Source organism: Streptomyces odontomachi, assembly GCF_024435355.1.
GTDB classification, from domain to species: Bacteria; Actinomycetota; Actinomycetes; order Streptomycetales; family Streptomycetaceae; genus Streptomyces; species Streptomyces odontomachi.
Genome location: NZ_JAMJWG010000016.1, coordinates 98609 through 120543 on the forward strand (window position 1 = coordinate 98609; position 21935 = coordinate 120543).

Here is a 21935-nt window from a genome sequence, read left to right on the forward strand (position 1 = left end):
CTCCCGTTGACCCGGGCAGGTGTGGCAACGACCATGGGGATATGCCAAAATCCGTGGCCCTGGCCATCAGCGACGGCATCCCCTTATTGGAAGTCGCGGCACCCTGCGAGATCTTCGGCACCAAGCGGCGCGGGCTCGCCGACTCCTGGTACGACTTCACGGTCTGCGGGTCCCACACGGCCCAGATCGGCGGCTGGTTCCAGGCGGGCAGGGCACGCCCCCTTTCCGCCTTGGCGGAGGCCGACACGGTCATCGTCCCCGCCTGTCGCAGTGTCGTCGACGGGCCGTCCAAGGAGTTGGTCGACGCGGTGCGCGCGGCCCATGCCGCAGGGGCCCGCATCGTGTCCATCTGCACCGGTGCCTTCGTGCTGGCCGCCGCCGGCCTGCTGAGGGGCCGCCGGGCCACCACGCACTGGATGCACACGGACCTGCTCGCCGCCCGCCATCCGGAGGTGCAGGTCGACCGGGACGTGCTGTACGTGGACGAGGGTGACGTCCTCACCTCCGCCGGCAAGGCGGCCGGCTTGGACCTGTGTCTGCACATCGTCCGGCTGGACTACGGCGCGGCGGTGGCCAACGGCCTGGCCCGCATCCTGGTCATGCCCCCGCACCGGGACGGCGGTCAGGCCCAGTTCGTCGCGCCCGCGGCGCCCCGTGGGCAGAGCGCCGCGCTCGGCGAGCTGCTGCACTGGGCCACCGCCCGGTTGGACGAGCCGCTCACCGTGCCTGACCTCGCCCGCCACGCGAGGATGAGCACCCGCACCCTCAACCGCCGGTTCACCGCGGCCACCGGCATGACCCCGTTGCAGTGGCTCCTCAGCCAGCGGATCTACCACGCCCAGCAGCTGTTGGAGACCACGGACCACAGCATCGAGCAGATCGCCGCCCAGACCGGCATGGGCACGGCGACGACCCTGCGGCGGCACTTCAACCGCACGGTGGGGGTGCCTCCGGACACCTATCGGCGCACGTTCCGCGCGGGCGTGCTCCGGCAGGGGAACGGCGTGCCCCGGCAGGGGAATGGGGCGTCGCGCCCGGGGGCCTGACGCGCGCCGGGCGCCCGCGTGGGATCACTCCTGCGGCACGGCAGCGCGTCGCGTGCCGGCGACGGCCGTCACGGTCAGCAGCAGCGCCGGGAGAAGCAGGACCGCGGCGAACACGGCCAGCATCGGGTACCCGAAGGTGGAGACGGTGATCCCGGCCAGCGCGGTGCCGCCGGCACCGCAGACCAGCATCAACGTGTCCGAGAAACCCTGCACCAGCAGCCGCTGCTCGGCGGCGACCGACTCGGACAGCAGGGTCGATCCGGTGACCAGCATGCAGGACCAGCCGAGTCCCAGCAGCAGCATGCCGAGCGCCGACTGGAAGGTCACCATGGCCGGCGACGTGCCGAGCAGCAGCAGCGCGAGCCCGCTGGTGAGCAGACCGCCGAGCAGCGCGGGCGGCCGGCCCAGCCGGTCGGCGGCCAGGCCGAACAGCGGCGAGAAGCCCGACATGCCCGCCAGGTGCATGCTGAACACCAGGGCGACCAGGCCGATGCCGGACGTGGCGCCGTGGTCGTGGTCGGCGTGGCCCATGTGGAGCATCGTCATCGACATCATGGACACCATGACCGTCTGGCTGGTGGCCAGCGTCACCACGCTCAGTCGGGCACCGGGCACGGCGAGGGTGCGGGACACCGCCTGCCGCCACTGCCCGCGCCGCTTCGACGACCGGCCGGTCGCGGCCTGAAGGTCGCTTCGGGCGGTGAGCAGCGGATCGGGGCGCAGCCGCAGCGTGACCAGCGCCGCCGCCATCACGAACCCGGCCAGCGAGAAGAGGAAGTCACCGGACAGGTCGGGTATGCCCACCATGCGGGCGACGGCCGCGCCGGCACCGGCCAGGTTCGGCCCGGTGATCGTGCCGATCGTGCCGGACCACAGCACGAAGGACACCGCGCGCCCGCGGTTCCGGTCGGACGCCAGGTCCCCGGCGGCGAACCTGGCCTGGAAGCCGGCGGCCGAAGCGAAGCCGTAGCAGGCCATGCCGACCAGGTATATCCAGAAGTTGCCCGCCACCGCGCCGAGCACGCATATCACCGCGCCCACCGCGCCCATCAGGTACCCGGTCACCAGGCCGCGCCGGCGCCCGCCGCGGTCCGCCAGGGTGGCCAGCACGGTCGCGGCGAGCGCCGAGCCGAGGGTGGAGGCGGTCAGCTCGAACCCGACCAGGGTGATCGAGTCCGCCAGTTGGGCCGCCAGCAGCGTGGCGACTCCGGTGCCGGTGGCGACGCCCACCCCGGCGACTATCTGGGTCAACGCCAGGGTGCGTACGGTGCGGCGCTGGAGCGCGGCACGGTCGGATGGACCGTCGGACAGGGGGGTGGCGACTGCCTCTGCCTCTTCCGCCTCGTCTGCCTCGTGCTGGTCCATCGCCGCTCCAGGTTCTGCCGACGTCAGGACCCGGTCAGCGCCGATACATGACGATGCCGTTGTCGTGGGCACCCTCGTGCCCGGTCGGTTGCCGGCCGCACAGCACGGTACGTCACCCTCAGGTGGGAACGGTTTCCGGCCATGTGGCGGGCGTCGCGAAGGCGCGGCGGCAGTGCCGTATCAACTGCCGGAGGGCGGGGTTCGCCGACTGCCTCCAGGCCAGCGACAGCAGCGCCGCCGCGTCCACGTCCTCGATCCGGCGCGCCGTCAGCAGGGGCTCGTGCTGGGTGACCATGGACTCGGTGAGGACGGCCGCGCCGAGGCCCCGGATCGCCAGGTCGGCGACGGCGGTGGGGGCGCTGGCCTGGCAGGCGATGTCGGGCCGGATGCCGCGCGTCGCACAGGCCTGGTCGAAGACGGCGCGGACCCCGGTGCCCGTCGGCAGGCTCACCAGCGGATGGGCACCGAGGTCGGCCAGCCTCACCCGGGATCGTTCGCCCAGCGGGTGTCCCGGCGGCACGGCGACGACGAGCCGCTCGCGCACGATCTCGTACGCCTCGAGGCCCTTCGGCGTCGCCTCGGCCGTACCGATCAGGGCCAGGTCGAGCGTGCCGGCGCGCAGCCGCTCCACCAGGCGGTCGGAGGTGTCCTCGTGCAGCGTGATCTCCACACCGGGGTGGTCCTGACGGAATGCGGAGAGTGCGTCGAAGAGGGGGGTGATCGTGCAGGCGGTCACCATGCCGACCACGAGCCGGCCCCGGATCAGGCCGTTCACCTCGTCGACCGCCTGGCGCAGTGCCGCGGCGGAGGCCAGCGCGGCGCGGGCATGGCCCAGCGCGGCCGTCCCGGCCGGGGTGAGGCGTGCGCTCCGCCCGGACCGGTCGATGAGCATGGCCCCCAGCTCCTGCTCCAGCTGCCTGATCTGGGCGCTCACCCCGGACTGGCTGATGTGCACCCGCTCGGCGGCCCGGGTGAAGTGCGCCTCCTCGGCTACCGCGACGAAGTACTCCAGCTGCCTCAATTCCATAACCAGTAATTCTAGCAATCATGATTACCATCTGTTGGACTTCTCATGAGCGGTCGCTGATCCTTGATCGTGAAGGGCGGGAGTCCGTCCCGGCCGAGGAGGGACGGGAGTCCCTCCCACCGAGCGAAAGGATCAGGCCGTGTCGCAGCACGAGAAGGCCCAGCACCCGGAGGACCTCACCCGGCTGTTCGTCCGGTACGCCAACGCGGGGGACGCCGAGGGCGTCGCCTCCCTCTACGAGGAGGACGCCGTCATGGCCTACCCGCCGGGCCACCAGACGGTGGGCCGCGCGGCCATCCGGACGCTCTGGGAGAAAGTGCTGGCCAACGCCCCGCGCTTCGAACCGGAACCACCGCTTCCCACCCTGGTCAGCGGCGACATCGCGCTCACCTCGACACCACCGAAGGACGGCACGGGTGCCCGCGCCCAGGTCGTCCGTCGCCAACCGGACGGCACCTGGCTCCGTCTGCTGGACCAGCCGGAGTTCATGACACCGGACACCGCGCGGACGACCGGCTGAGGGACGCGTCTTGCCGGTTCGCACCCTGCCGATCGGCACGCTGCCGGCACGTACCCCGCCGGCCCGTACCCAGCCGGTCCCCGTGCTCCCCTTCCGTGGCCTCTAGGCTGGGCGCATGGCAACCGCGCTGGTGGTGCAGAACTCCAAGACCGGCGGTCCGGGCCGCTGGGGGCCCTGGCTCACCGAGGCGAGCCTGACGCCGCAGGTCGTGCAGGCGCACACCGGCGCACCGCTCCCGTCCCGCCTGGAGCATGACGCGCTGATGGTGCTGGGCGGCGGGTTCATGCCGGACGACGCGGCCCGTGCCCCGTGGCTCCCGGCCGTACGGCGCCTGGTGGGCGAGGCCCTGACCCGTGGCGTGTGCTACTTCGGCATCTGCCTGGGCGGCCAACTCCTGGCACAGCACGCGGGAGGCGAGGTACGGGCCGGCCACGGGACGCCGGAGTTCGGCAGCACCCGTCTGACCCTGCGGCCCGAGGCGGCCGGTGACCCGCTCTTCGGCGACCTGCCGCCCGCGGTGTCCGCGATCGAGAACCACATCGACCAGATCACCAGGCTCCCCGCGGACGCCGTCTGGCTCGCCTCCTCAGACGACTGCCCCCACCAGGCCTTCCGCCTGGGACCCGCCGCATGGGGTGTGCAGTTCCACCCGGAGGCCGACGCCGATCGCATCCAGCGCTGGGCGACCCCGCGTCTGGCTGCGCACGGCGTCGACCGCGACGCCCTGCACCGCGAGGCACTGGCAGCCGAGCCGGCCTCGGCCGAGGTCTGGCGGAGGGTCGCCCACCGCTTCGCCCGCCTGGCCACGGGCGCCGCTGCCCCGGATGCCGCTGCCCCGGGCGCCCCTGCCCCAGGGACCCGGCGGACCGGGTCCACCACGCCGTAGTCCGACGGTCGGCCGGCTCACCCTGTTCCGCGTTCTCCGCCTTCTCCGCGTTCTCCGGGTTTTACGGGTTTACGGGTTTACGGGCTCTCCGGAGGGGTCGACCTCCGGCAGCGTCTCGATGACGCTGCGCAGATGGGCGCGGGCGGCGCGTTCGGCGGCGTCGGGGTCATGGGCGCAGACGGCTTCGATGATCGCCAGGTGCTGCGGAAGGGAGACGTGCGGCCGGCCGGGGTGCATGGCGAGCTTGAACTGGTGGCGGACGCTCTGCGCGCGCAGTCGCTCCAGCACCTCCGACGCCGTCCGCTGGCCGCTGATCGCCCTGATGCGGCCGTGCAGTTCCTCGTTCAGCCGGGAGTAGCCGAGCACATCGCCGGAGGAGACGGCCGAGCGCATGCTCTCCCCGATCTCCGCCAGTTCCTCGGTCTCCTCCTCGGTGATCCGCTCAGCGGCCTTGGCGGCGCACAGTCCCTCGACCACCAGCCGCACCTCGGTGATCTCGACGGCCTCGGCGAGCGAGATCGCACGGACCCGGGCACCACGGTTCTGGACCCGTTCGACGAGGCCTTCCTTCGCCAGCTCCAGCAGGGCGGCGCGTACGCTCGCACGAGCGGCGGCGAACTGCTCGGACAGGTCGGCCTCGACCAGGCGCTGGTTCGGCACGAACTCACCGCGGAGGATGGCCTCCCGGATGCCGGTCACCACCGATGGGCGCCCGCTCTCGGCATCGGCAGCGCGGGCGGCCGCACGGCTGCCGTCACCGCTGCCGCTGCCCCTGCCGCCGCTCCTGCTGCTGGTTCTCCCCTTGGGCTTGCTGTGAGCATCGCCCTCGCCGGTCGGCACTGCCTTTCCCCCATCCGCAGGTACGCACGTTCCTCATCCGCGGGTCACACACGCGTCCGCGTCCCAGGTTACGTGCGCTCCCTCGTCCAGGGTCGAGCGCACGGCCGGGCCCGCACCCCCTGGCCCGGGACGAGCCCTTGCCAGACTGTGCCGCATGGCCCTCCTGAACGGACACCCGGCGGACCCCGGCGCCGTGCGTGCCCTCGCGCTCGGCAACTACGGCCACTTCACCACCCTGCGGGTGGAGGACCAGCACGTGCGCGGCCTCGGCCGGCACCTGGAGCGGCTGGTGCGGGACTGCCGCGCGGTGTTCGGCACCGACCTGGATCCGGAGCGTGTCCGGCACCAGCTACGCGAAGCCGTGGGGGGCAGGTCCGGCGCCTTCGTCGCCCGCGTCACCGTCTTCGATCCCGGCCTGGACCTGGAACGACCGGTCGCGGCGAAGGATCCGCACGTCCTCGTCACGCATCGACCGGCCGGCCCGCAGCCGCCGCCCCCGCTGACGGTGCGCGTCACCCGGTACCAGCGGGACGTACCCGAGGTGAAGCACACCGCCCTGTTCGGTGCCCTGCACCACCGGCGCGCCGCGCAACTGGCCGGTTCCGACGACGCCCTGTTCGTCGACGCATACGGCCACATCTCCGAGGGCCCGACCTGGAACGTCGGTTTCGTCGACGCCGACGGCACGGTGGTGTGGCCCCGTGCGGACGTCCTGCCCGGCATCACGATGGCCCAGCTGAAGGACCTGCACGAGCACCGCACCGTCCCCGTCGTCGCCGCCTCCCTCACCGGCATGCGGGCCGCCTTCGCCACGAACACCGCCGTCGGGGTCCGGGAGATCGTTGAAATCCGGGGGATCGACGCCGCCGATGACGGCCGGGTCCGGTACGCGCCCGAGCATCCGGTCCTCGCGCGGCTGCGGGAGGTCCATCTCGCCCTGCCGGGAGAGCGGCTGTAGGGCACGGGCCATGAGTTCGGCGATCGCGCCGTCAGGCACGGGGACAGCGGTGCGACGGTCAGCCGCCCTTTCCGGGGACGGCTGACCAGCGGATGGCTTTCGCTACATCACTAATAGCACGACAACCACGTCATTTGGCCATCGCCATTGTCGTCAAGATAGCGGAGATCGAGATCGGCCTCGGAAAGCCATCCGGGAACGGTGCTGCCCTGCGGGCGCACGTACCACCACACGTTGCCGTACGAGTTCTCGGTGAAACACCGGAGGTACACGTACGTTCCCGAACTGAGCGGCTCGATGTTATAGCAGTCCCCGTAGAATCCGTCTTTCAGATTGCGGTTTGCGGTGAGGTAGGCCGCGCCTTCACCATTGACGCTGGAAGTGTTCGACTGCGAGCAGGTGGTGGCTGTGGCGTTCGCCGCAGGGCTGGCCGTGAACATGGCACCTGTGGCAGCAACGGACAGGGCCACGGTTGTCGCGAAGGCGCGCGCGTGGCGGCCCTTCAGAAGTTTCGTCATTCCTTCCTCCCCCTTTCGGGCATCCTTTGATCCCGGAGTCGCCTGGACTCCTCTGGTGTGACGACCGAGCACCATGGTGAAGGGTTCAGGCCTGAAGGACGTTGACGGCGAGCGCCAACACGTTGACGATGCGCGCCACAAGTGGAGCGCCGGGATATCGCCGGCCAGGAAGCCTGCCGAGGCCTGGTCGAAGGCGACCGTGTCTGCCCCGTGCAGGCCAGGGGCGGTGGTGGTCAGGTGGCTGGGTGGCCGCGGGCCAGTGGCCGGTGCCGTCCCGGGGCTGGAGCTTGCGCTTCTGCCGGCAGGGTTCGCAGGCGTAGACGCTCACGCCGGGTCCGCAGCCCTGCCCGGTGGTAGGTGCGGTACGGGTGACGGGCGGTGGCGCGCACGGTCCCGGTCGCCCCGCCGCACCGGCGGCGCGACGTGAGACATGCCACAGGAACCCCTGCCGGCTCGCGGAGAGACAACGGGTGTGAGGAACACAGACGACGGAGACGGCATGCGTGCGCGCATCCGGGCGGGAGACCGCCAGGCGTTCGCCGATCTCTACGAGGAACACGCGCGGCTGGTCTACAACCATGCCCTGCGGCTGACCGGCGACTGGTCGACCGCGGAGGAGGTGATGTCCGAGACCTTTCTGGCCGCATGGTCGCACCGGGCACGGCTGGAGCCCGAGGGCGGTTCGCTCGCGCCCTGGCTGCTGGGGATCGCGACGCACAAGGCGTACAACGCCAACCGCGGTCTGCGGCGGCGGCTCGCCTTCCTGGCCCACCGGCCACCGCCGCCGGTGCCCGACTTCGCGGAGGAGACGGCCGGCCGCCTCGACGACGCCCGCCGGCTGGCGGCGGTCCACGCCGCACTGAGCGGGTTGCGCCGGGAGGAACGGGAGGTGCTCGCCCTGTGCGTGTGGTCGGGTCTTGACTACGCGCAGGCCGCCGAGGCGCTCGGGGTCCCGGTGGGCACCGTGCGCTCGCGTCTCTCACGTGCCCGCACCCGCCTCGGCAGGCTCAGCGAAAAACGTCAGAAACACCAGAGACGTCAGCAGCATCAGGAACATCGGGAACGGCCGGAACCGCGGAAGGGCCGCGGAGAGGGAAGAAGTGAAGCCGCTTTCGCGGCACTGCCCCTACGGGAGGAAAACCCATGAACGCCACCCCGCCGTCCCGTTCCGGCCCCCAGTCGGACGACGTGGAGGAACTGGCCCGACTGCTGCCGCGGCCTGTGGAGTTCGACCTGCCCGCCGGGCGTCACCTCCACCACAAGGACATCCTGATGCAGCACATCGACCACGACCGCGACGCCACCACCCCGCAGGCCACCGCCCCGCAGGCCACCGCCCGGCAGGCCACCACCACGCAGGCCACCGTCCCGCAGGCCACCACTCCGCTCCCCGCACCGCTCCGGCGCAGGCTGCTGCGGCCGGCCGTGCTCGTCCCGGCCGCCTCGCTGGCCCTGGCCGGGACCCTGGCCCTCACCCTGACCGGCGGAGGTGAAAGCGCCCCCGCCTCCCCGTCGCAGAGCCGCGCGCCGCAGGCCGTCATCGCGCTCCACAGGATCGCCGACGCCTCCCTGAAGACCGCCGTCACACCGGTCAAGGACAGCCAGTTCGTCTACGTCCGCAGCCTCGTCCAGGAGAACACGGGGACCTTCGACGGCCCCGTGAAGCTGGGCAGGCCCTACAAGAGCGAGCGGTGGATGTCGCAGGACCCGATCCCCGTCACCGTCGTCGGCTGGATGCGCGACACCGGCCAGGACGCCCAGATGTCCGGTGAGGACATCCCGATCGAGACCTCCGTACCCGACGGTTCGGACAGCAGCGGCGCCCAGGCACCCGGGTTCGACCGGCCCACCTACCGGTGGCTGGCGTCCCTGCCGACCGCCCCCAAGGCGCTTCTGAAGCTGCTGGCCTCGCACAGCGGGGCGGGCGAGCACGAGTCCAAGGACCAGGCGGTCTTCGAGATGATCGGGGACATACTGAGCACCAACCTCATGCCGGCCGAGAACGCCGCGGCCTTCTACCGCGCCATGGCCGAGATCCCCGGTGTGCGGGAGGTCCCCGACGCGGTGGACACGGCCGGCCGCCACGGCATCGGCATCACCCGCGAAGACGGCTCCACCGCGAACCGCGACGTGTGGATCTTCGACAAGCACAGCCTGACGCTCCTCGGCTCGCGCTGGTACACCACAGCGGACAAGAAGCCCGGCAAGGCGAACGTCCCGGCCGGCTCCGTCGCCATCCTCCAGCGCGGCGTCGCCGACCAGCACGGCATGGTGCCGGAGAAGGACGGCGGAACCTCCACCACCGGCTGACCCACCGGCACACGGGCCTGCCGTCACACGGGCCTGCCGTCACACGAGCCCGCCGGCACCCGAGCCCGCCGGCGACTCCGGCACCGGTGGACAGCGGGCGGACTGCGCCCAGTTCAGGCCGGTCCTGGAGAAGATCCGCATCCCAAGGACCGATCCCGGACAGGCCCTGGCCGCTATCGTGCTGATGCGCTGACGTGCTGACGTGCTGACCTGCTGACGAAGACGGGGAGCTGGGACCGTGGTCGCGGACCCGGCTCCCTGAGGCCTGAACAAGGGGGCTGTTGAGATGAAGCCACACGTGTTATCCGCCGCGCTTGCCGTGTTGGCCCTGACCGCAATCACAGGATGCGGAGGATCGGGGGATGGGAAGCCGACCGCTACTGCCGAGCCCAGTAACACGGCACCGCCGATGGGTAAGAATTCGGTTGTCGGCGTTGTGGGTTCGAATCCGGCGACCAAAGCGGTGGGAACCCCTGAGACCGCCCGGGTCGTTGGCCTGGGCTACGAGTTCAAGCTTCTGGGTACGGCGAAGCCCTCAGTCGTCACCACCGGCGAAGGGCCGCGCCAGGCCGCACGGGGACAGCAGATTCTCCTGGTTCGATACGACGCGTTCGGCCACCTGGGCGAGCAGTCCGACTCGGGTGGCGGTACACCCACGACCACGAACAGCGTCGCCTTGGTGGTGGACGGAACTCGCACCGTCCTGGACTCGGAGGCGCTGTCGACCGGAGCGAGCCGAACCGTCGCGATGTCCGTCGCCAGCGGCGCCCGTGACGTGGCTCTCGAGGTCGACACGGGAGGTCTCGTCCAGTCGCTTTCCTTGGTGACCGGCAGACGCTCCGGGGATGATCCGGTGTTGCTCTACCGGACGGACGTCAGCGGTGAAGACGAACCGGACGGCGCCAGCGTCACGACAGACATCACCAAGCGACTCTCCTTTCCGTTTGCCCTCATTTCTTCGAACGGACAGCAGGACACGTTCCCCGACGGGAAATACCCGACCATCGTCAACGTCGAAAAGGCGAATCTCACCTACACCCTCACCCAACCCAACTACGAGCTCAAGTACCCTTCCAGCCCGGACAAGGCGTTCCTGACCCTGGATACGGAGGTGACCGGGGGCAACAGTTGGCGCACGGCGCTCCCGACGAAAGACTTCACTCTCACCACCGACGAAGGGGAAGCGATCCAGGCGCAGCGATTCGACGACCCGGAGCTGAAAACAGGGAAAATCCAGGAACCCGACAACGCCTTTTTCGGAGGCAGGATTTACTGGGAAGTCCCCGCCGACCTCAAGTCGGCCAAGATCGTGATCACCGCCACGAAGAATCACCAGATGGGGTCATTTTTTCGCAGTTCCGTGCTCGACTATCACAACAAGAAGCAGACCATCGGCGTTCAGTTCTGACCGAGTGCCGAGATTGCGGTCCGTGGGCTCCGGCCGGCAGCCACTCACAGCCCGGCGGTGACGGACTCATACGCTGGTGACCACATGCCCTGACCGGGATGGTCGCACGCCGGCGGGCCCGGGCCGACTCGGCCGGCGCCGCCCGTACTCACCCCGACGCCGCCCGACCCGCACCGACGCCGTCCGCGGTCGGCGGCCGACCACCGGTGCCGGTACCGAGGCGGCCACCGGTGCCGGTACCGGTGCTGTCCCGCACGGCGAGTTCGTGAGCGACGGTCACCGTCCTCGGCGGCCCGTCGGCGTCGTCGGTGCGGGAGGCCAGGAGGTCGAGTGCGGCCTCGGCGATCTGGCGTTTGTCGGGGGTGACGGTGCTCAGGGTAGGCGTGCTGAACGCGCCTTCCTCGATGCCGTCGAAGCCGATCACGGCGATGTCCTGCGGGACGCGCAGACCGTGGTCGTGTGCGGCGCGGACGGCGCCGAGGGCCAGCAGGTCGTTGAAGCAGAACACGGCGTCGGGTCTGCGATGCTGCGCGAGCAGTCGGTTCATGGCCGCGGCGCCGTCCGCGCGGTGGAAGCTCTCCACCGACGCCAGCAGGGCGGGGTCCGCCGACATGCCGTGTGCGGCGAGGGTGTCCCGGAAGCCGTCGAGCCGGAGCTGGGACGTGGGGTGTGAACCACGCGGCTGCGGGCCGATCGCGGCGATCGCTCGCCTGCCAAGACCGATCAGGTGCTCGGTGGCCAGCGCGGCCGCCGCGTGGTTGTCGATGACGACGCGGTCGTGCGGGCAGTCGGGCGCGTGCTCCCCCAGGAGCACCATCGGCACGGTGTCGGTGCGGCGGGCGAGTTCGTCGGCCGGCATGGCGAGCGGGCTGAAGATCAGGCCGTCGCTCTGCTGGAGGCGCTCGCCCTGGAAGGTGAGCCGTTCGCGTTCCAGGTTCCCCTGGGTCTGGTCGATCAGGACGGTCAGCGAACGGGGCTCGGCCGCCCGGATCATGGCGTCTGCGAGCTCGGCGAAGTACGGCGCGGTCAGCTCCGGCACCGCCAGGGTGATCACCTCGGTACGACCGCGGCGCAGGTTGCGGGCCGCCATGTTGGGCCGGTAGCCCAGCGCCGCCACGGCCGCTTCGACCCGTTCACGGGTGGGTGCGGTGACCCGGCCGGTGCCGTTGACCACGTTGGAGACGGTCTTCACGGAGACGCCCGCCAGTGCGGCCACGTCCCGGAGCCCGGGTCGGCGCATCCTTCCCCCTGTCGTTCCGAAGATATGCGTCAGATGTGCGTCATCTGTCGTGCTCTGAATCGTGCTGAAGATATCCGTCAGATATGCGTCATCGCAGGTCAGCACAGTGGGTCTCCAGATCGGCACTCCCCGTGCCGAATCAAGACCCATCCATTGACCATGCGCAAGCCACTTTGCCGAATCGAGACTGTACAACGTTTACCACAACGTTGTATCAATATCTCGGCTCACCCGGAGACCGGGGTGATGGAGAACGGGTTGACGGAGGAGTGCTCGTGGATTCGAAGCAGCCAGACCTGCGCGGGCGCAGGGTGCGTAGGGCGGCGTGCATGGTGCTCGTGGGCGGGCTGGCCCTGAGCGCCTGCGCGGGCCAGGGCGCCGGTCACAGCGCGGGCGACGGGGCGAACAGCGGCGGCAAGGTGACCCTGAAGTTCTGGAACGGCCTGACCGGCGGCGACAAGGCCACGGTCGACAAGCTGGTCGGCCAGTTCAACGCCGCGCACAGGGACATCGAGGTCGAGTCGAACCCGATGCCGTGGGACGTCTTCTATCAGAAGCTCCTCACCAGCGTCAGTTCCGGCAACGGCCCGGACATCGTCGGCATGGACAGCATGCAGATGTCCAAGTACGCGCACAGCGGGGTGCTGCAACCCGTCGACGACTTCTACTCCGGTTCGTCCGCGTCCCCGGTCGCCGCGAAGCTGGTGAAGTCCGCGGTGCAGGCCTCGAAGTTCGACGGCAAGAACTACGGCGTGCCGATGGAGACCGCGCCGCTGATGCTCTACTGGAACAAGGCGCTGTTCAAGAAGGCCGGCCTCGACCCGGACAGGCCGCCGACCACGCTGGCGCAGTTCGAGCGGGCCGCCGCCAAGCTCAGCAAGGACACCGACAAGGACGGCAAGCCCGATCAGTACGCCATCGCGGTGGCCGATCACGAGACCATCCCGATGTTCCCGGTGCTGATGTGGGGCAGCGGTGGTGGTGTGGTGAGCCAGGACGGCAAGAAGGCGACGCTCGACGATGCGGCGACCGTCTCAGCGGTCCAGCACTGGACCGACCTGATCCGCAAGAAGAAGGTCTCACCGGTGGGCCTCAGCGGCGCCGACGCGGACAAGCTGTTCCAGACCCAGCGGGCCGCCATGGAGATCGTCGGCCCCTGGGACACCAGCACCTTCACCCAGGCCGGGGTCGACTACGGCGTGACCATGCCGTTCGGCGGTTCGCAGTCGCGGGTGACCGCGGCCAACGTCACCTCGCTGGGCCTGACGTCCAGCGACCCGGCCACCAAGAAGGCGGCCTACACGTTCTTCTCGTTCTGGAACAGCAAGCAGTCCCAGCTGACGATGGCGAAGGGCACCGGCTTCCCGGCCAACCGCAGCGACATCACGGCGAAGGACCTGAAGGGCTACCCGTATGCGGCGGCGTTCGGCGCCCCGCAGGTGCTCCGCTCCTCCCGGTCGTTCCTGCCGGGCCTGGTGAACGCGCCCGGCATCCAGGACCAGGTCTTCTACCCCGCCCTGGAACGCATCCTCAACGGCCGGGGCAGCGTGCGGTCGGTCCTGAAGCAGGCCGACTCCGACGTGCAGAAGCAGCTGGAGCAGACCGGCCAGTGACCTGAGCCAGAGATTCGCCGGTGGAGCGGGGAACCCCGCGCGTCCCGCACACGCCCCCGCTCCACCGATCGCGCCGTCCCGAAGGTGAACGATGCCCACACAGACCACGCCGCGGCACCCGGCCGCCGCCACCGGCCACGGCCCTGACCCCGGTTCCGGCCGCGGCACCGGCCGGCCGGGTCGCTCAGGCCGGCGCTTCCGGCTCTCCTACCAGGGCCGGCAGGCGCGGGCCGGCTGGCTCTTCCTCACCCCGAGCCTGCTGATCCTCGCCGTCTTCGTCGTCTGGCCGATGGCCCAGGCGGGCTATCTCTCCTTCACCAGCTACAACCTGATGCAGACGGCCCAGTGGGTCGGCCTGGACAACTACCGCCACATGCTGCATGACCCGGCGGTGTGGCGGGCGCTGAAGAACACGCTGGTCTATGCCGCGGTGAGCACCCCGGTGAGCGTGGTCCTGGCGCTCGGGCTCGCGCTGTTCCTCAACCGGGCCATGGCGCTGCGCGGCTTCCTGCGCACCGCCGTCTTCCTGCCCTTCGTGGTCTCCCTCGGCGTGGTCTCCATCGCCTGGTCGTTCCTGCTCGACGGGAACATCGGGCTGCTCACCGACTGGCTGTCGCACCTGGGCGTCACCACCGAGCAGGGCTGGCTCCAGGACCCGTCCTACGCCATGCCCGCGGTGATCGCGGTGGGCGTCTGGAAGAACGTCGGCTTCTACATGATCATGTATCTGGCCGGTCTCCAGTCCATACCCGGCGAGCTGTACGAGGCGGCACGTGCCGACGGCGCCAACGCGTGGCAACGGCTGCGGAACGTCACCTGGCCGCTGCTGGCCAACCAGACCATGCTCATCACGATCATGGCGGCGATCGCCACCCTCCAGGCCTTCGACCAGATCTACGTGATGACCCACGGCGGCCCGTTCTTCCAGACCGAGACGCTGGTGATGTTCACCTACCGCGTCGGCTTCCAGCAGAACCAGTTCGGCTACGGGGCGGCCGTCTCCTGGGTGCTGCTGGTGCTGGTCTTCGTGCTGTCGATGCTCCAGTTCACGTACTTCCGCAAGCGGGCGGTGTCCTTCTGATGACCATGACCCGACCTTCCGCGGCCGTCCGGCACGGCGACCCGCGCTCCCGGGCCCTGACGACCGCCTGGCGCGTCGCCGTCGCGGTCGCCGCGCTCGCCATCGCCTTCGCCGTGCTGCTGCCGATCATCTGGATGGTGCTGGCCTCCTTCCGGCCCGAGACGGACATCGTCACCAGCCCGCCGACGCTGTGGCCGCGCGCCTTCACGCTCGACAACTACCGGGAGATCTGGCACGCGATCCCGTTCGCCGGCCTGTACCGCAACACCGTCGTCTTCGCCGGGTCGGTCACCGTCATCTCGTTGTTCTTCGACTCGATGGCCGCGTACGCGCTGGCCCGGCTGGAGTTCAAGGGGCGCAACGCGATCTTCGTGATCATCCTGGTCATGCTGATGCTGCCGTTCCAGATCACCCTGATCCCGCTGTACGACCTGCTGAACCACCTCGGCCTGGTCAACACCTTCGCCGGCATGATCGTGCCGCGTGCGACCAACGCGTTCGGCATCTTCTTCCTGCGCCAGTTCTTCCTGGCGCTGCCGAAGGACATGGAGGAGGCCGCGCGCATCGACGGCGCGTCGGAGTGGCGCATCTACTGGCAGATCGTCCTGCCGCTGGCCCGGCCCGCGCTGCTGACCCTGGGGCTCTTCCACTTCCAGTACAACTGGAACGACCTGCTGTGGCCGCTGATCATGACGTCGAACAACGACCACGCGACCCTGCCCGCCGGGCTGTCGCTGTTCATGGGGCAGCACGTCACCCAGTACGGGATGCTGATGGCCGGCGCCGTGCTCTCGCTGCTCCCGGTGATCCTGCTCTTCCTGCTCATCCAGCGAAGCTTCGTGCAGGGCATCGCCACCACCGGCATCAAATGACGAACCCACCGGCACCACGCCCGGCCTCACGCCCGGTGCCACGCGACGAAAGCGAGCCCTTCACCATGGCCCCCTGGTTCAGGGACGGCAGCCTGCACTTCGCCGTCGGCATCGAGGACACCTTCGTGCCGCAGGAGGGCGTCGGCCGCCGCAAGCTCGACGAGTACGAACTCACCCAGCACTACCACCAGTGGAAGGACGACCTCTCGCGCGCCGCGGACGCCGGCGCCGGCATGATCCGGTGGGGCATTCCGTGGTACCTGGTAGAGCCGTCCCCGGGCACGTTCGACTGGGAGTGGACCGACCGCGTCGTGGCGCACCTGAGCGACCTCGGGCTGCGCTGCATGGTCGACCTGATGCACTACGGGACGCCGCTGTGGCTGGACAACCAGTTCCTCAACCACCGCTACCCGGACGCCGTCGCCGCCTACGCCGAAGCGGCGGCCGTGCGCTACCGCGGTGTGCTGGACTGCTGGACGCCGCTCAACGAGCCGATCATCAACGCGGTGTACTGCGGCGAGCAGGGCACCTGGCCGCCGTACCTGCGCGGCGAGGACGGCTTCGTGAAGATCGTGACCCAGCTCGCCAAGGGCATGGTGCTCACCCAGCAACGCATCGCCGCCGCCCAGCCGGAGGCGACGTTCGTGCACGTCGACGCCGGTTTCCGCTGGACCGGGCAGTGGCCGGCCGGGGCGCGCGAGCACCTTGAGGAACGCCGCTTCCTCGGCCTCGACCTGATCACGGGCCGGGTGGACGCGGACCACCCGATGCGCGACCACCTCACCGCGCACGGCGTGACCGAGGCCGAACTCGCCTGGTTCACCGAGAACGCGGTGACACCCGACGTGATCGGGGTCAACTACTACCCGGCGTTCACCACGGCCCACCGGAACGCCGGCACCGGCGAGCTGACGCCCGAAGAGGCCGGCACGGACGGTCTGGTGGACCTGCTGCACACCTACGCCACCCGCTACGAGCAGCCCCTGTTCCTGTCCGAGACCAGCCGCGGCGGCTCGGTGGAGGAACGGCTGGCCTGGCTGGAAGAGAGCGTCGCCCTCGTGCACCGGCTGCGGGAGGAGGGCATGCCGCTCGTCGGCTACACCTGGTTCCCGTTCTTCGCGCTCGTCGACTGGCTCTACCGGGAGTCCACCGAGCCGGTGGACCGCTGGCTGGTCCAGATGGGCCTGTACGACCTGAAGCGCGACGCGGGCGCGATCCTGCGGCGCGAACCCACCGCACTGGTGGACCGCTTCCGCGCCTTGGCGAAGGACGCCCAGGCCAAGGAAGCACAGACCAACGACGCCCAGGCCAAGGAAGCACAGACCAAGGAGGCCCAGGCCCCCGCGCCGACCGACGGCACCCAGACGTCATGACGGCAGGGCCTGCGCGCCCCTCCACCCCCCACCCACACCCCTGCGGAACAGGAGCGACGCGTTGAGCGCGCACGACACGGCAACTGAAGAAGGCCTCCACCCCCGCCCGCAGTTGTGCCGGCCGCGGTGGACGGACCTGAGCGGGGTGTGGCAGTTCGCCTTCGACGACGAGGACCGCGGCACGGGCGCCCGCTGGCAGCACGACGCCGCCGCCTTCGACCGCACGATCACCGTGCCCTACCCCCCGGAGTCGCCGGCCTCCGGCATCCGCGACACCGGCTACCACCCGGTGGTCTGGTACCGCCGTGCGCTGCCGCTGGACGCGGCGGAGCTGGGCGGCGACCGTGCCGTGCTGCGCTTCGGCGCCGTCGACTACCGGGCCACCGTCTGGGTGGACGGCACCCGGGTCGGGGAGCACGAGGGCGGCATGACCCCCTTCGCGTTCGACATCACCGACGCGCTGGCCCCGGACACCGACGAGCACACCGTCGTCGTACGTGCCGAGGACCTCCCCGAGGACGCGGCCCAGCCCCGCGGCAAGCAGGACTGGCAGACCGACCCGCACGTCATCTGGTACCACCGCACCACCGGCATCTGGCAGCCCGTCTGGCTGGAAGTGGTCCCGTCGACCCATGTCACGGAGCTGTGCTGGACGCTCGACCTGGAGCGCTGCGCGGTCCGCATGGAGACCGGCGTCCGCCGTGCCCCGGTCCCGTGGGAAGCCTCCGACCTGCTGCTCGCCGTGCACCTGCGGCTGGCGGGCGAGCTGCTGGCGGAGCACACCACGCTGGTCGCCGGGCCGGTCGGCGACGGCCAGGTCGTCCTGGACATCCCCGTCCCGGCACTGCGCAACGGCCAGGACCGCGACCGCCTGCTGTGGTCCCCCGAGTCGCCCACCCTCGTCGACGCCGAGGTCCGGCTGTGCAGCCGCGCGGCGGACGGGACGGTCCGCACCATCGACGAGGTGACGAGCTATCTCGGCCTGCGCACGGTGGGCACCGCTGACGGCCGGTTCCTGCTCAACGAGCGGCCGTACTACCCGCGCATGGTCCTGGAGCAGGGCTACTGGCCGGAGTCCCATCTCGCCGCACCCGACACTGCGGCACTGCGCCGCGAGGTCGAGCTGATCAAGGAACTCGGCTTCAACGGCGCCCGGCTGCACCAGAAGGTGGAGGACCCGCGCTTCCTGTACTGGTGCGACCGGCTCGGTCTCATAGTCTGGGGCGAGATGGCGGGCGCGTTCGCGTTCGGCCCTGAGGCGGTGCGCCGGTTGACCACCGAGTGGATGGACGTGGTCCGCCGCGACCGCGGCCACCCCTGCGTGGTGACCTGGGTCCCGTTCAACGAGAGCTGGGGCGTCCAGGACATCGCCCACTCGCCCGCGCAACGCAGCTTCGTCGAGTCCGTCGTCCACCTCACCCGGGCGCTCGACCCGTCCCGCCCGGTCATCTCCAACGACGGGTGGGAGATGCCGGACGGCGACGTGTGGGCCATCCACGACTACGCCGCGACCGGCGAGGAACTGCGGGAGCGCTACGGGACCGCGGCGGCCGTGGACGCGATGCTCACGCACGGCCGTCCCGGGGGCCGGCGCGTCGTGCTGGACCCGGACCCCGCCGATCCACGCGGCGGGCGCCCGGTGATGCTCACGGAGTTCGGCGGGCTCAGCTTCCGTCCACAGGGCGAGGAGTGGTTCGGCTACTCGACGGTGACGTCACCCGCCGAACTGCTCGAGCGGCTCGACGAGCTCACCCGCGCGATCGCGGACTCCCCCGTGCTGGCCGGTTTCTGCTACACCCAGCTCACCGACACCGAGCAGGAGACGAACGGCCTGCTCACCGCCGAGCGCACCCCGAAGCTGCCACCCGAGCAGGTCCACCGGTTGTTCTCGCGCCCCTCGGCCGCGATGCCCACCGAGGCGCTGGAGCAGCACCGCCGCAGCGTCGAGGAGGCCCAGTCGGCCCGGCCCGACGCCGGGCGGCGCGCTCCGGAGTCCGTCGACGGCGGTCCCCGCGGTCAGGGCTGAGCCGAAAGACCCTGACGCGACGCCGCTACGCCGCCCCTCGGGCACCAGTGGTCGGCCGCCGTTTCGCGGAACGGGGCCGGGTGCATGCGTGGGCTCACTCCCCCGTCGTGCCCGAGGTGAAGTCCGGGATCTCCACCGCCTCGCCACCGCGCATGGCCGACTCGTGGGCGCACACCCCGGGTGCCGTCCAGGCCGCCGCGGTCAGGGCGTCGACGGCGGGGGTGCGCCCCTCCACGATGCTGCGGACGAACTCGTGGACCAGGTGCGGGTGCGATCCGCCGTGGTGCGCCCCGACCTCGAAAGGCGTGCCGTGTCCCGGGTCGAAGGTGGTGGGACGGGTGAAGCGGCGGATTTCCTGCGGCAGCCGCGCACCGAAGTCGGGCAGGTCGACGCGGCGGCTCTCGGCGGCCCTGCCCCGCCGCCCGGCCTCCTGCGGACCCATGCTGAACCGGACCGGCCCCTCGCCCTCGACCTGCTCCCACTCGAAGCCACCGTCGTGGCCGTAGACGGAGAAACCTTCCTGGTAGGCGCGCCCGGTGTGGTGGAAGGCCATGGTCACCTCGGCTGCCAACCCCCCGTCGGCGAGCTGGAACTGGGCGGTCTCAAGCGGGAAGGGGTTGTCGTAGTCGTGCACCAGGTCCTCGCGCAGCCGTCCCGATCCCAGGCAGCGGACGGTCACGGCCCGGGTGTCGGCCAGCGCGAGCAGCGGGGAGAGCGCGTGGGTGACGTAGTACATGGGCGGGAAGCCCCACCAGTAGCTGGGGAATCCGTGCAGGTCCTGGATGTGGTACCCGCGCAGGAAGGTGAGTGGCCCCAGCGCACCGGAGTCGCGCAGGTGACGGGCGTAGAAGTACTCGCGGCCGTAGACGGCCGTCTCCATCATCATGTAATTGCGCCCCGACGCGCGTTGCGCCGCTATGAGCCGGTGGATGTCCGCCAGGGAGGTGGCCATCGGTACGGCGCAGGCGCAGTGCTTGCCGGCCCGCAGCACCTGCGCCACCTGGTCGGCGTGGAAGGCGACGGGCGAGAGCAGGTGTACCGCGTCCCACCGGTCGTCGCCGAGGACGTCCTCCAAGGTCTCGAACCGGTCGTGCAGACCGTACTGTTCGCCGACCGTGTCCAGGCGCCCCGCGTCGGGGTCGCAGATGCCGACCCTGGCGACGTCGGGGTGGCTGAGGTAGACGGGCAGGAAGTCGCTCCCGAACCCCAGGCCGACGACCACCACGGACAGGCCTTCCGGTGCGCTCACCATGTGGGGACGACCTCCTCCTCGCCCCGGAGGAAGGTCACTCCGCCGGTGGCGAAGTTGGGGACGTCGGCGGAGGCCGCTCGTCCCTCGGGCGAGGCGAGGATCGCGTCCATGGCCGCGCGGCTCTCGGCGTACAGGTCGACCACCAGGTGGTACGGGGAAGGGTCCTGGTCCGTGGCGAGGTGGTTCATGGTCCAGCCGGTCAGTCCCTTCATCCGCCGCGCGATCGGGATGTGCACCTCGCGGTAGTAGTGGTCGAAGGCTGCCGGGTCGGCGGGTGTGCCGTAGAGGATCGTCATCCGGTGCATGGCGGCTCCGTGCGTGGTGGCGGTGTGGCGGTGTGACGGTGTAGCGGTGGTCAGGGTGCGGGCGTGGCGGGTGCGGCGGGGCTCGTCCGGCAGAGTCGGGCCAGGTCATCGGCCATCGCCGCGCCGAACGCCGGGTCGTTCAACCGCAGGCCCGATCGGTGCACCGTGACGGCTGGTGAGAGTGCGGAGGTCAGCGCGGAGACCAGGGCCGCGTCGGCGCGCGGGTCGTGGAAGGCGCCGCCGGGTTCGGAGAGCCGGGAGAGGCCGTCGGCCGGCAGGTGGAGGGAGACGGGGCCACGGGCCGCGTTGAGCTTCCGGGCGAGCCGGCGGCCCAGTTCGGCGCAGTCAGCGACGCTGGTGCGCATCAGGGTGACGTTGGCGTGGTGGGAGTGCAGGAGGCGGCCGGCGTAGCGCGCCGGGACCGAGGCGCGCTGGCCGAACATCACCATGTCGAGGCCGCCGAGCGACACCACCTGGGGCAGCCCGCGTGCACCCGCGGCGGTGAGCCGGTCGGGGCCGGCGGAGCACACCCCGCCGAGCAGGTCGTCGGCGAGTTCGGTGGGTGTCAGGTCCGCTACGCCGACCAGCAGGCCCTGGCTCGCGAGGGCCTCAAGGGACCGGCCACCGCTGCCGTTGCCGTGGAAGACGAGGACGTCGTAGCCCTCGGCTTCCAGCCGTGCGCGCAGGCCGTCCACCGCCGCGGTGGTCAGCCCGATCATGGAGGCGCCGATCAGGGGGCGGGTGCCGGCCGGGGCGCTCCGCGGGGCGGTCACCATCCCGGCGGTGGCCGCCGCGGCGTTGTCCAGCACCGGGATCGAGACGGCGTTCAGGCCGGCGACGTCCACGACGGAGTGCACCATGGTGATGTCCGATGTGCCCACGTAGGGGCGGGTGTTCCCGGAGGCCATCGTGGACACCATCACCTTGGGAACGCCGAGCGGGAGCGCCCGCATCGCCTCGGTGGCGATCGTGGTGCCGCACGACCCGCCGAGCGCGAGGACGGCGTCGAGCCGCTCCTCCTCCCGCAGACGCCTGACGACCGCGGCGGCGCCCCGGCCCATGGCCGCGACCGCCGCCTGGAGGTCGCCGGCCGCCGCAAGGCCCGCGAGGTCGGCGCCGCCGGCCTCGGCGACGGCCGCCCGGTCGACGTCCGCCGCGAAGCCGGGGGTGCCCAGCACGCCGGTGTCGACGACGAGGGTGTGGCAGCCCCGTGCGGTCAGGCGCCGTTGCAGGTGGGCGCACTCCTCGTGCTTGGTGTCGAGGGTCGCGATCAGCACCACGGTGCGCACCGTGTC

At 70.8% G+C, this 21935-nt stretch carries 20 protein-coding genes; 12 read left to right on the plus strand and 8 right to left on the minus strand.

The features are described from left to right. The first annotated feature begins 41 nt into the window (after positions 1-41). Positions 42-1046, plus strand: coding sequence for a GlxA family transcriptional regulator (locus NQO67_RS28925; protein WP_255953244.1), 1005 nt, complete (start codon positions 42-44; stop codon positions 1044-1046). Positions 1047-1070: 24 nt separating this feature from the next. On the opposite strand, the gene NQO67_RS28930 is transcribed toward NQO67_RS28925, so the two are convergent. Beyond that, complete coding sequence (locus tag NQO67_RS28930; protein WP_255953245.1) at positions 1071-2411, minus strand: MFS transporter; 1341 nt, start codon at positions 2409-2411, stop codon at positions 1071-1073. 118 nt (positions 2412-2529) lie between these two features. After that, positions 2530-3438, minus strand: a complete 909-nt coding sequence (locus tag NQO67_RS28935) for a LysR family transcriptional regulator (RefSeq protein ID WP_255953246.1) — start codon at positions 3436-3438, stop codon at positions 2530-2532. A gap of 139 nt (positions 3439-3577) precedes the next feature. Between NQO67_RS28935 and NQO67_RS28940 the strand changes: the two genes are divergently transcribed. After that, positions 3578-3958, plus strand: a complete 381-nt coding sequence (locus NQO67_RS28940; protein WP_255953247.1) for a YybH family protein — start codon at positions 3578-3580, stop codon at positions 3956-3958. 115 nt (positions 3959-4073) lie between these two features. Further along, complete coding sequence (locus NQO67_RS28945) at positions 4074-4844, plus strand: type 1 glutamine amidotransferase (RefSeq protein WP_255953248.1); 771 nt, start codon at positions 4074-4076, stop codon at positions 4842-4844. Positions 4845-4913: 69 nt separating this feature from the next. Here the strand turns inward: NQO67_RS28945 and NQO67_RS28950 are convergent, their stop codons facing one another. Further along, the gene (locus NQO67_RS28950; protein ID WP_255953392.1) at positions 4914-5546 is read right to left on the minus strand and encodes a GntR family transcriptional regulator; all 633 of its coding nucleotides are present in this window, start codon (positions 5544-5546) and stop codon (positions 4914-4916) included. A gap of 292 nt (positions 5547-5838) precedes the next feature. Here NQO67_RS28950 and NQO67_RS28955 point away from each other — a divergent pair, with 292 nt between their 5' ends. Next, positions 5839-6642, plus strand: coding sequence for an aminotransferase class IV (locus NQO67_RS28955; RefSeq protein ID WP_255953249.1), 804 nt, complete (start codon positions 5839-5841; stop codon positions 6640-6642). Positions 6643-6752: 110 nt separating this feature from the next. On the opposite strand, the gene NQO67_RS28960 is transcribed toward NQO67_RS28955, so the two are convergent. After that, positions 6753-7160 (minus strand): hypothetical protein, encoded by a 408-nt coding sequence (locus NQO67_RS28960; RefSeq protein WP_255953250.1) that lies wholly within the window; start codon positions 7158-7160, stop codon positions 6753-6755. Positions 7161-7659: 499 nt separating this feature from the next. On the opposite strand from NQO67_RS28960, the gene NQO67_RS28965 reads away from it, so the two are divergent. The 3 genes from NQO67_RS28965 (at position 7660) to NQO67_RS28975 (ending at position 10878) form a co-directional block, all read left to right on the plus strand. Beyond that, the gene (locus NQO67_RS28965) at positions 7660-8307 is read left to right on the plus strand and encodes an RNA polymerase sigma factor (protein WP_255953251.1); all 648 of its coding nucleotides are present in this window, start codon (positions 7660-7662) and stop codon (positions 8305-8307) included. Next, positions 8304-9470, plus strand: a complete 1167-nt coding sequence (locus NQO67_RS28970; RefSeq protein WP_255953252.1) for a CU044_5270 family protein — start codon at positions 8304-8306, stop codon at positions 9468-9470. The genes NQO67_RS28965 and NQO67_RS28970 overlap by 4 nt, the downstream gene beginning before the upstream one ends. 409 nt (positions 9471-9879) lie before the next feature. After that, positions 9880-10878, plus strand: coding sequence for a hypothetical protein (locus NQO67_RS28975; RefSeq protein ID WP_255953253.1), 999 nt, complete (start codon positions 9880-9882; stop codon positions 10876-10878). 148 nt (positions 10879-11026) lie between these two features. Here the strand turns inward: NQO67_RS28975 and NQO67_RS28980 are convergent, their stop codons facing one another. Then, positions 11027-12118 (minus strand): LacI family DNA-binding transcriptional regulator, encoded by a 1092-nt coding sequence (locus tag NQO67_RS28980; protein WP_255953254.1) that lies wholly within the window; start codon positions 12116-12118, stop codon positions 11027-11029. 275 nt (positions 12119-12393) lie between these two features. Here NQO67_RS28980 and NQO67_RS28985 point away from each other — a divergent pair, with 275 nt between their 5' ends. From NQO67_RS28985 to NQO67_RS29005, 5 genes are all read left to right on the plus strand, one after another. After that, the gene (locus NQO67_RS28985; RefSeq protein WP_255953255.1) at positions 12394-13731 is read left to right on the plus strand and encodes an ABC transporter substrate-binding protein; all 1338 of its coding nucleotides are present in this window, start codon (positions 12394-12396) and stop codon (positions 13729-13731) included. Between the two features lie 91 nt (positions 13732-13822). Further along, positions 13823-14812 carry a carbohydrate ABC transporter permease gene (locus NQO67_RS28990; protein WP_255953256.1) on the plus strand — a complete coding sequence of 330 codons (990 nt, stop codon included), beginning with the start codon at positions 13823-13825 and terminating at the stop codon, positions 14810-14812. A 5-nt stretch (positions 14813-14817) separates the two neighbouring features. After that, complete coding sequence (locus tag NQO67_RS28995) at positions 14818-15684, plus strand: carbohydrate ABC transporter permease (protein WP_255953257.1); 867 nt, start codon at positions 14818-14820, stop codon at positions 15682-15684. A 65-nt stretch (positions 15685-15749) separates the two neighbouring features. Next, the gene (locus tag NQO67_RS29000; RefSeq protein WP_255953258.1) at positions 15750-17057 is read left to right on the plus strand and encodes a family 1 glycosylhydrolase; all 1308 of its coding nucleotides are present in this window, start codon (positions 15750-15752) and stop codon (positions 17055-17057) included. Between the two features lie 61 nt (positions 17058-17118). Further along, positions 17119-19083: a glycoside hydrolase family 2 protein gene (locus NQO67_RS29005; protein WP_255953259.1), complete on the plus strand. Its 1965-nt coding sequence runs from the start codon at positions 17119-17121 to the stop codon at positions 19081-19083. Positions 19084-19177: 94 nt separating this feature from the next. On the opposite strand, the gene NQO67_RS29010 is transcribed toward NQO67_RS29005, so the two are convergent. From NQO67_RS29010 to NQO67_RS29020, 3 genes are read right to left on the minus strand one after another with little or no spacing between them, the layout of a single operon-like run. Further along, a complete protein-coding gene (locus NQO67_RS29010) occupies positions 19178-20335 on the minus strand; it encodes a Gfo/Idh/MocA family protein (protein ID WP_255953260.1) in 1158 nt (385 codons plus the stop codon). Then, positions 20329-20640: an EthD family reductase gene (locus NQO67_RS29015; protein ID WP_255953261.1), complete on the minus strand. Its 312-nt coding sequence runs from the start codon at positions 20638-20640 to the stop codon at positions 20329-20331. Before NQO67_RS29015 ends, NQO67_RS29010 begins: the two co-directional genes overlap by 7 nt. Positions 20641-20690: 50 nt before the next feature. Further along, positions 20691-21929 (minus strand): Tm-1-like ATP-binding domain-containing protein, encoded by a 1239-nt coding sequence (locus tag NQO67_RS29020; RefSeq protein ID WP_255953262.1) that lies wholly within the window; start codon positions 21927-21929, stop codon positions 20691-20693. Positions 21930-21935 lie beyond the last annotated feature (6 nt).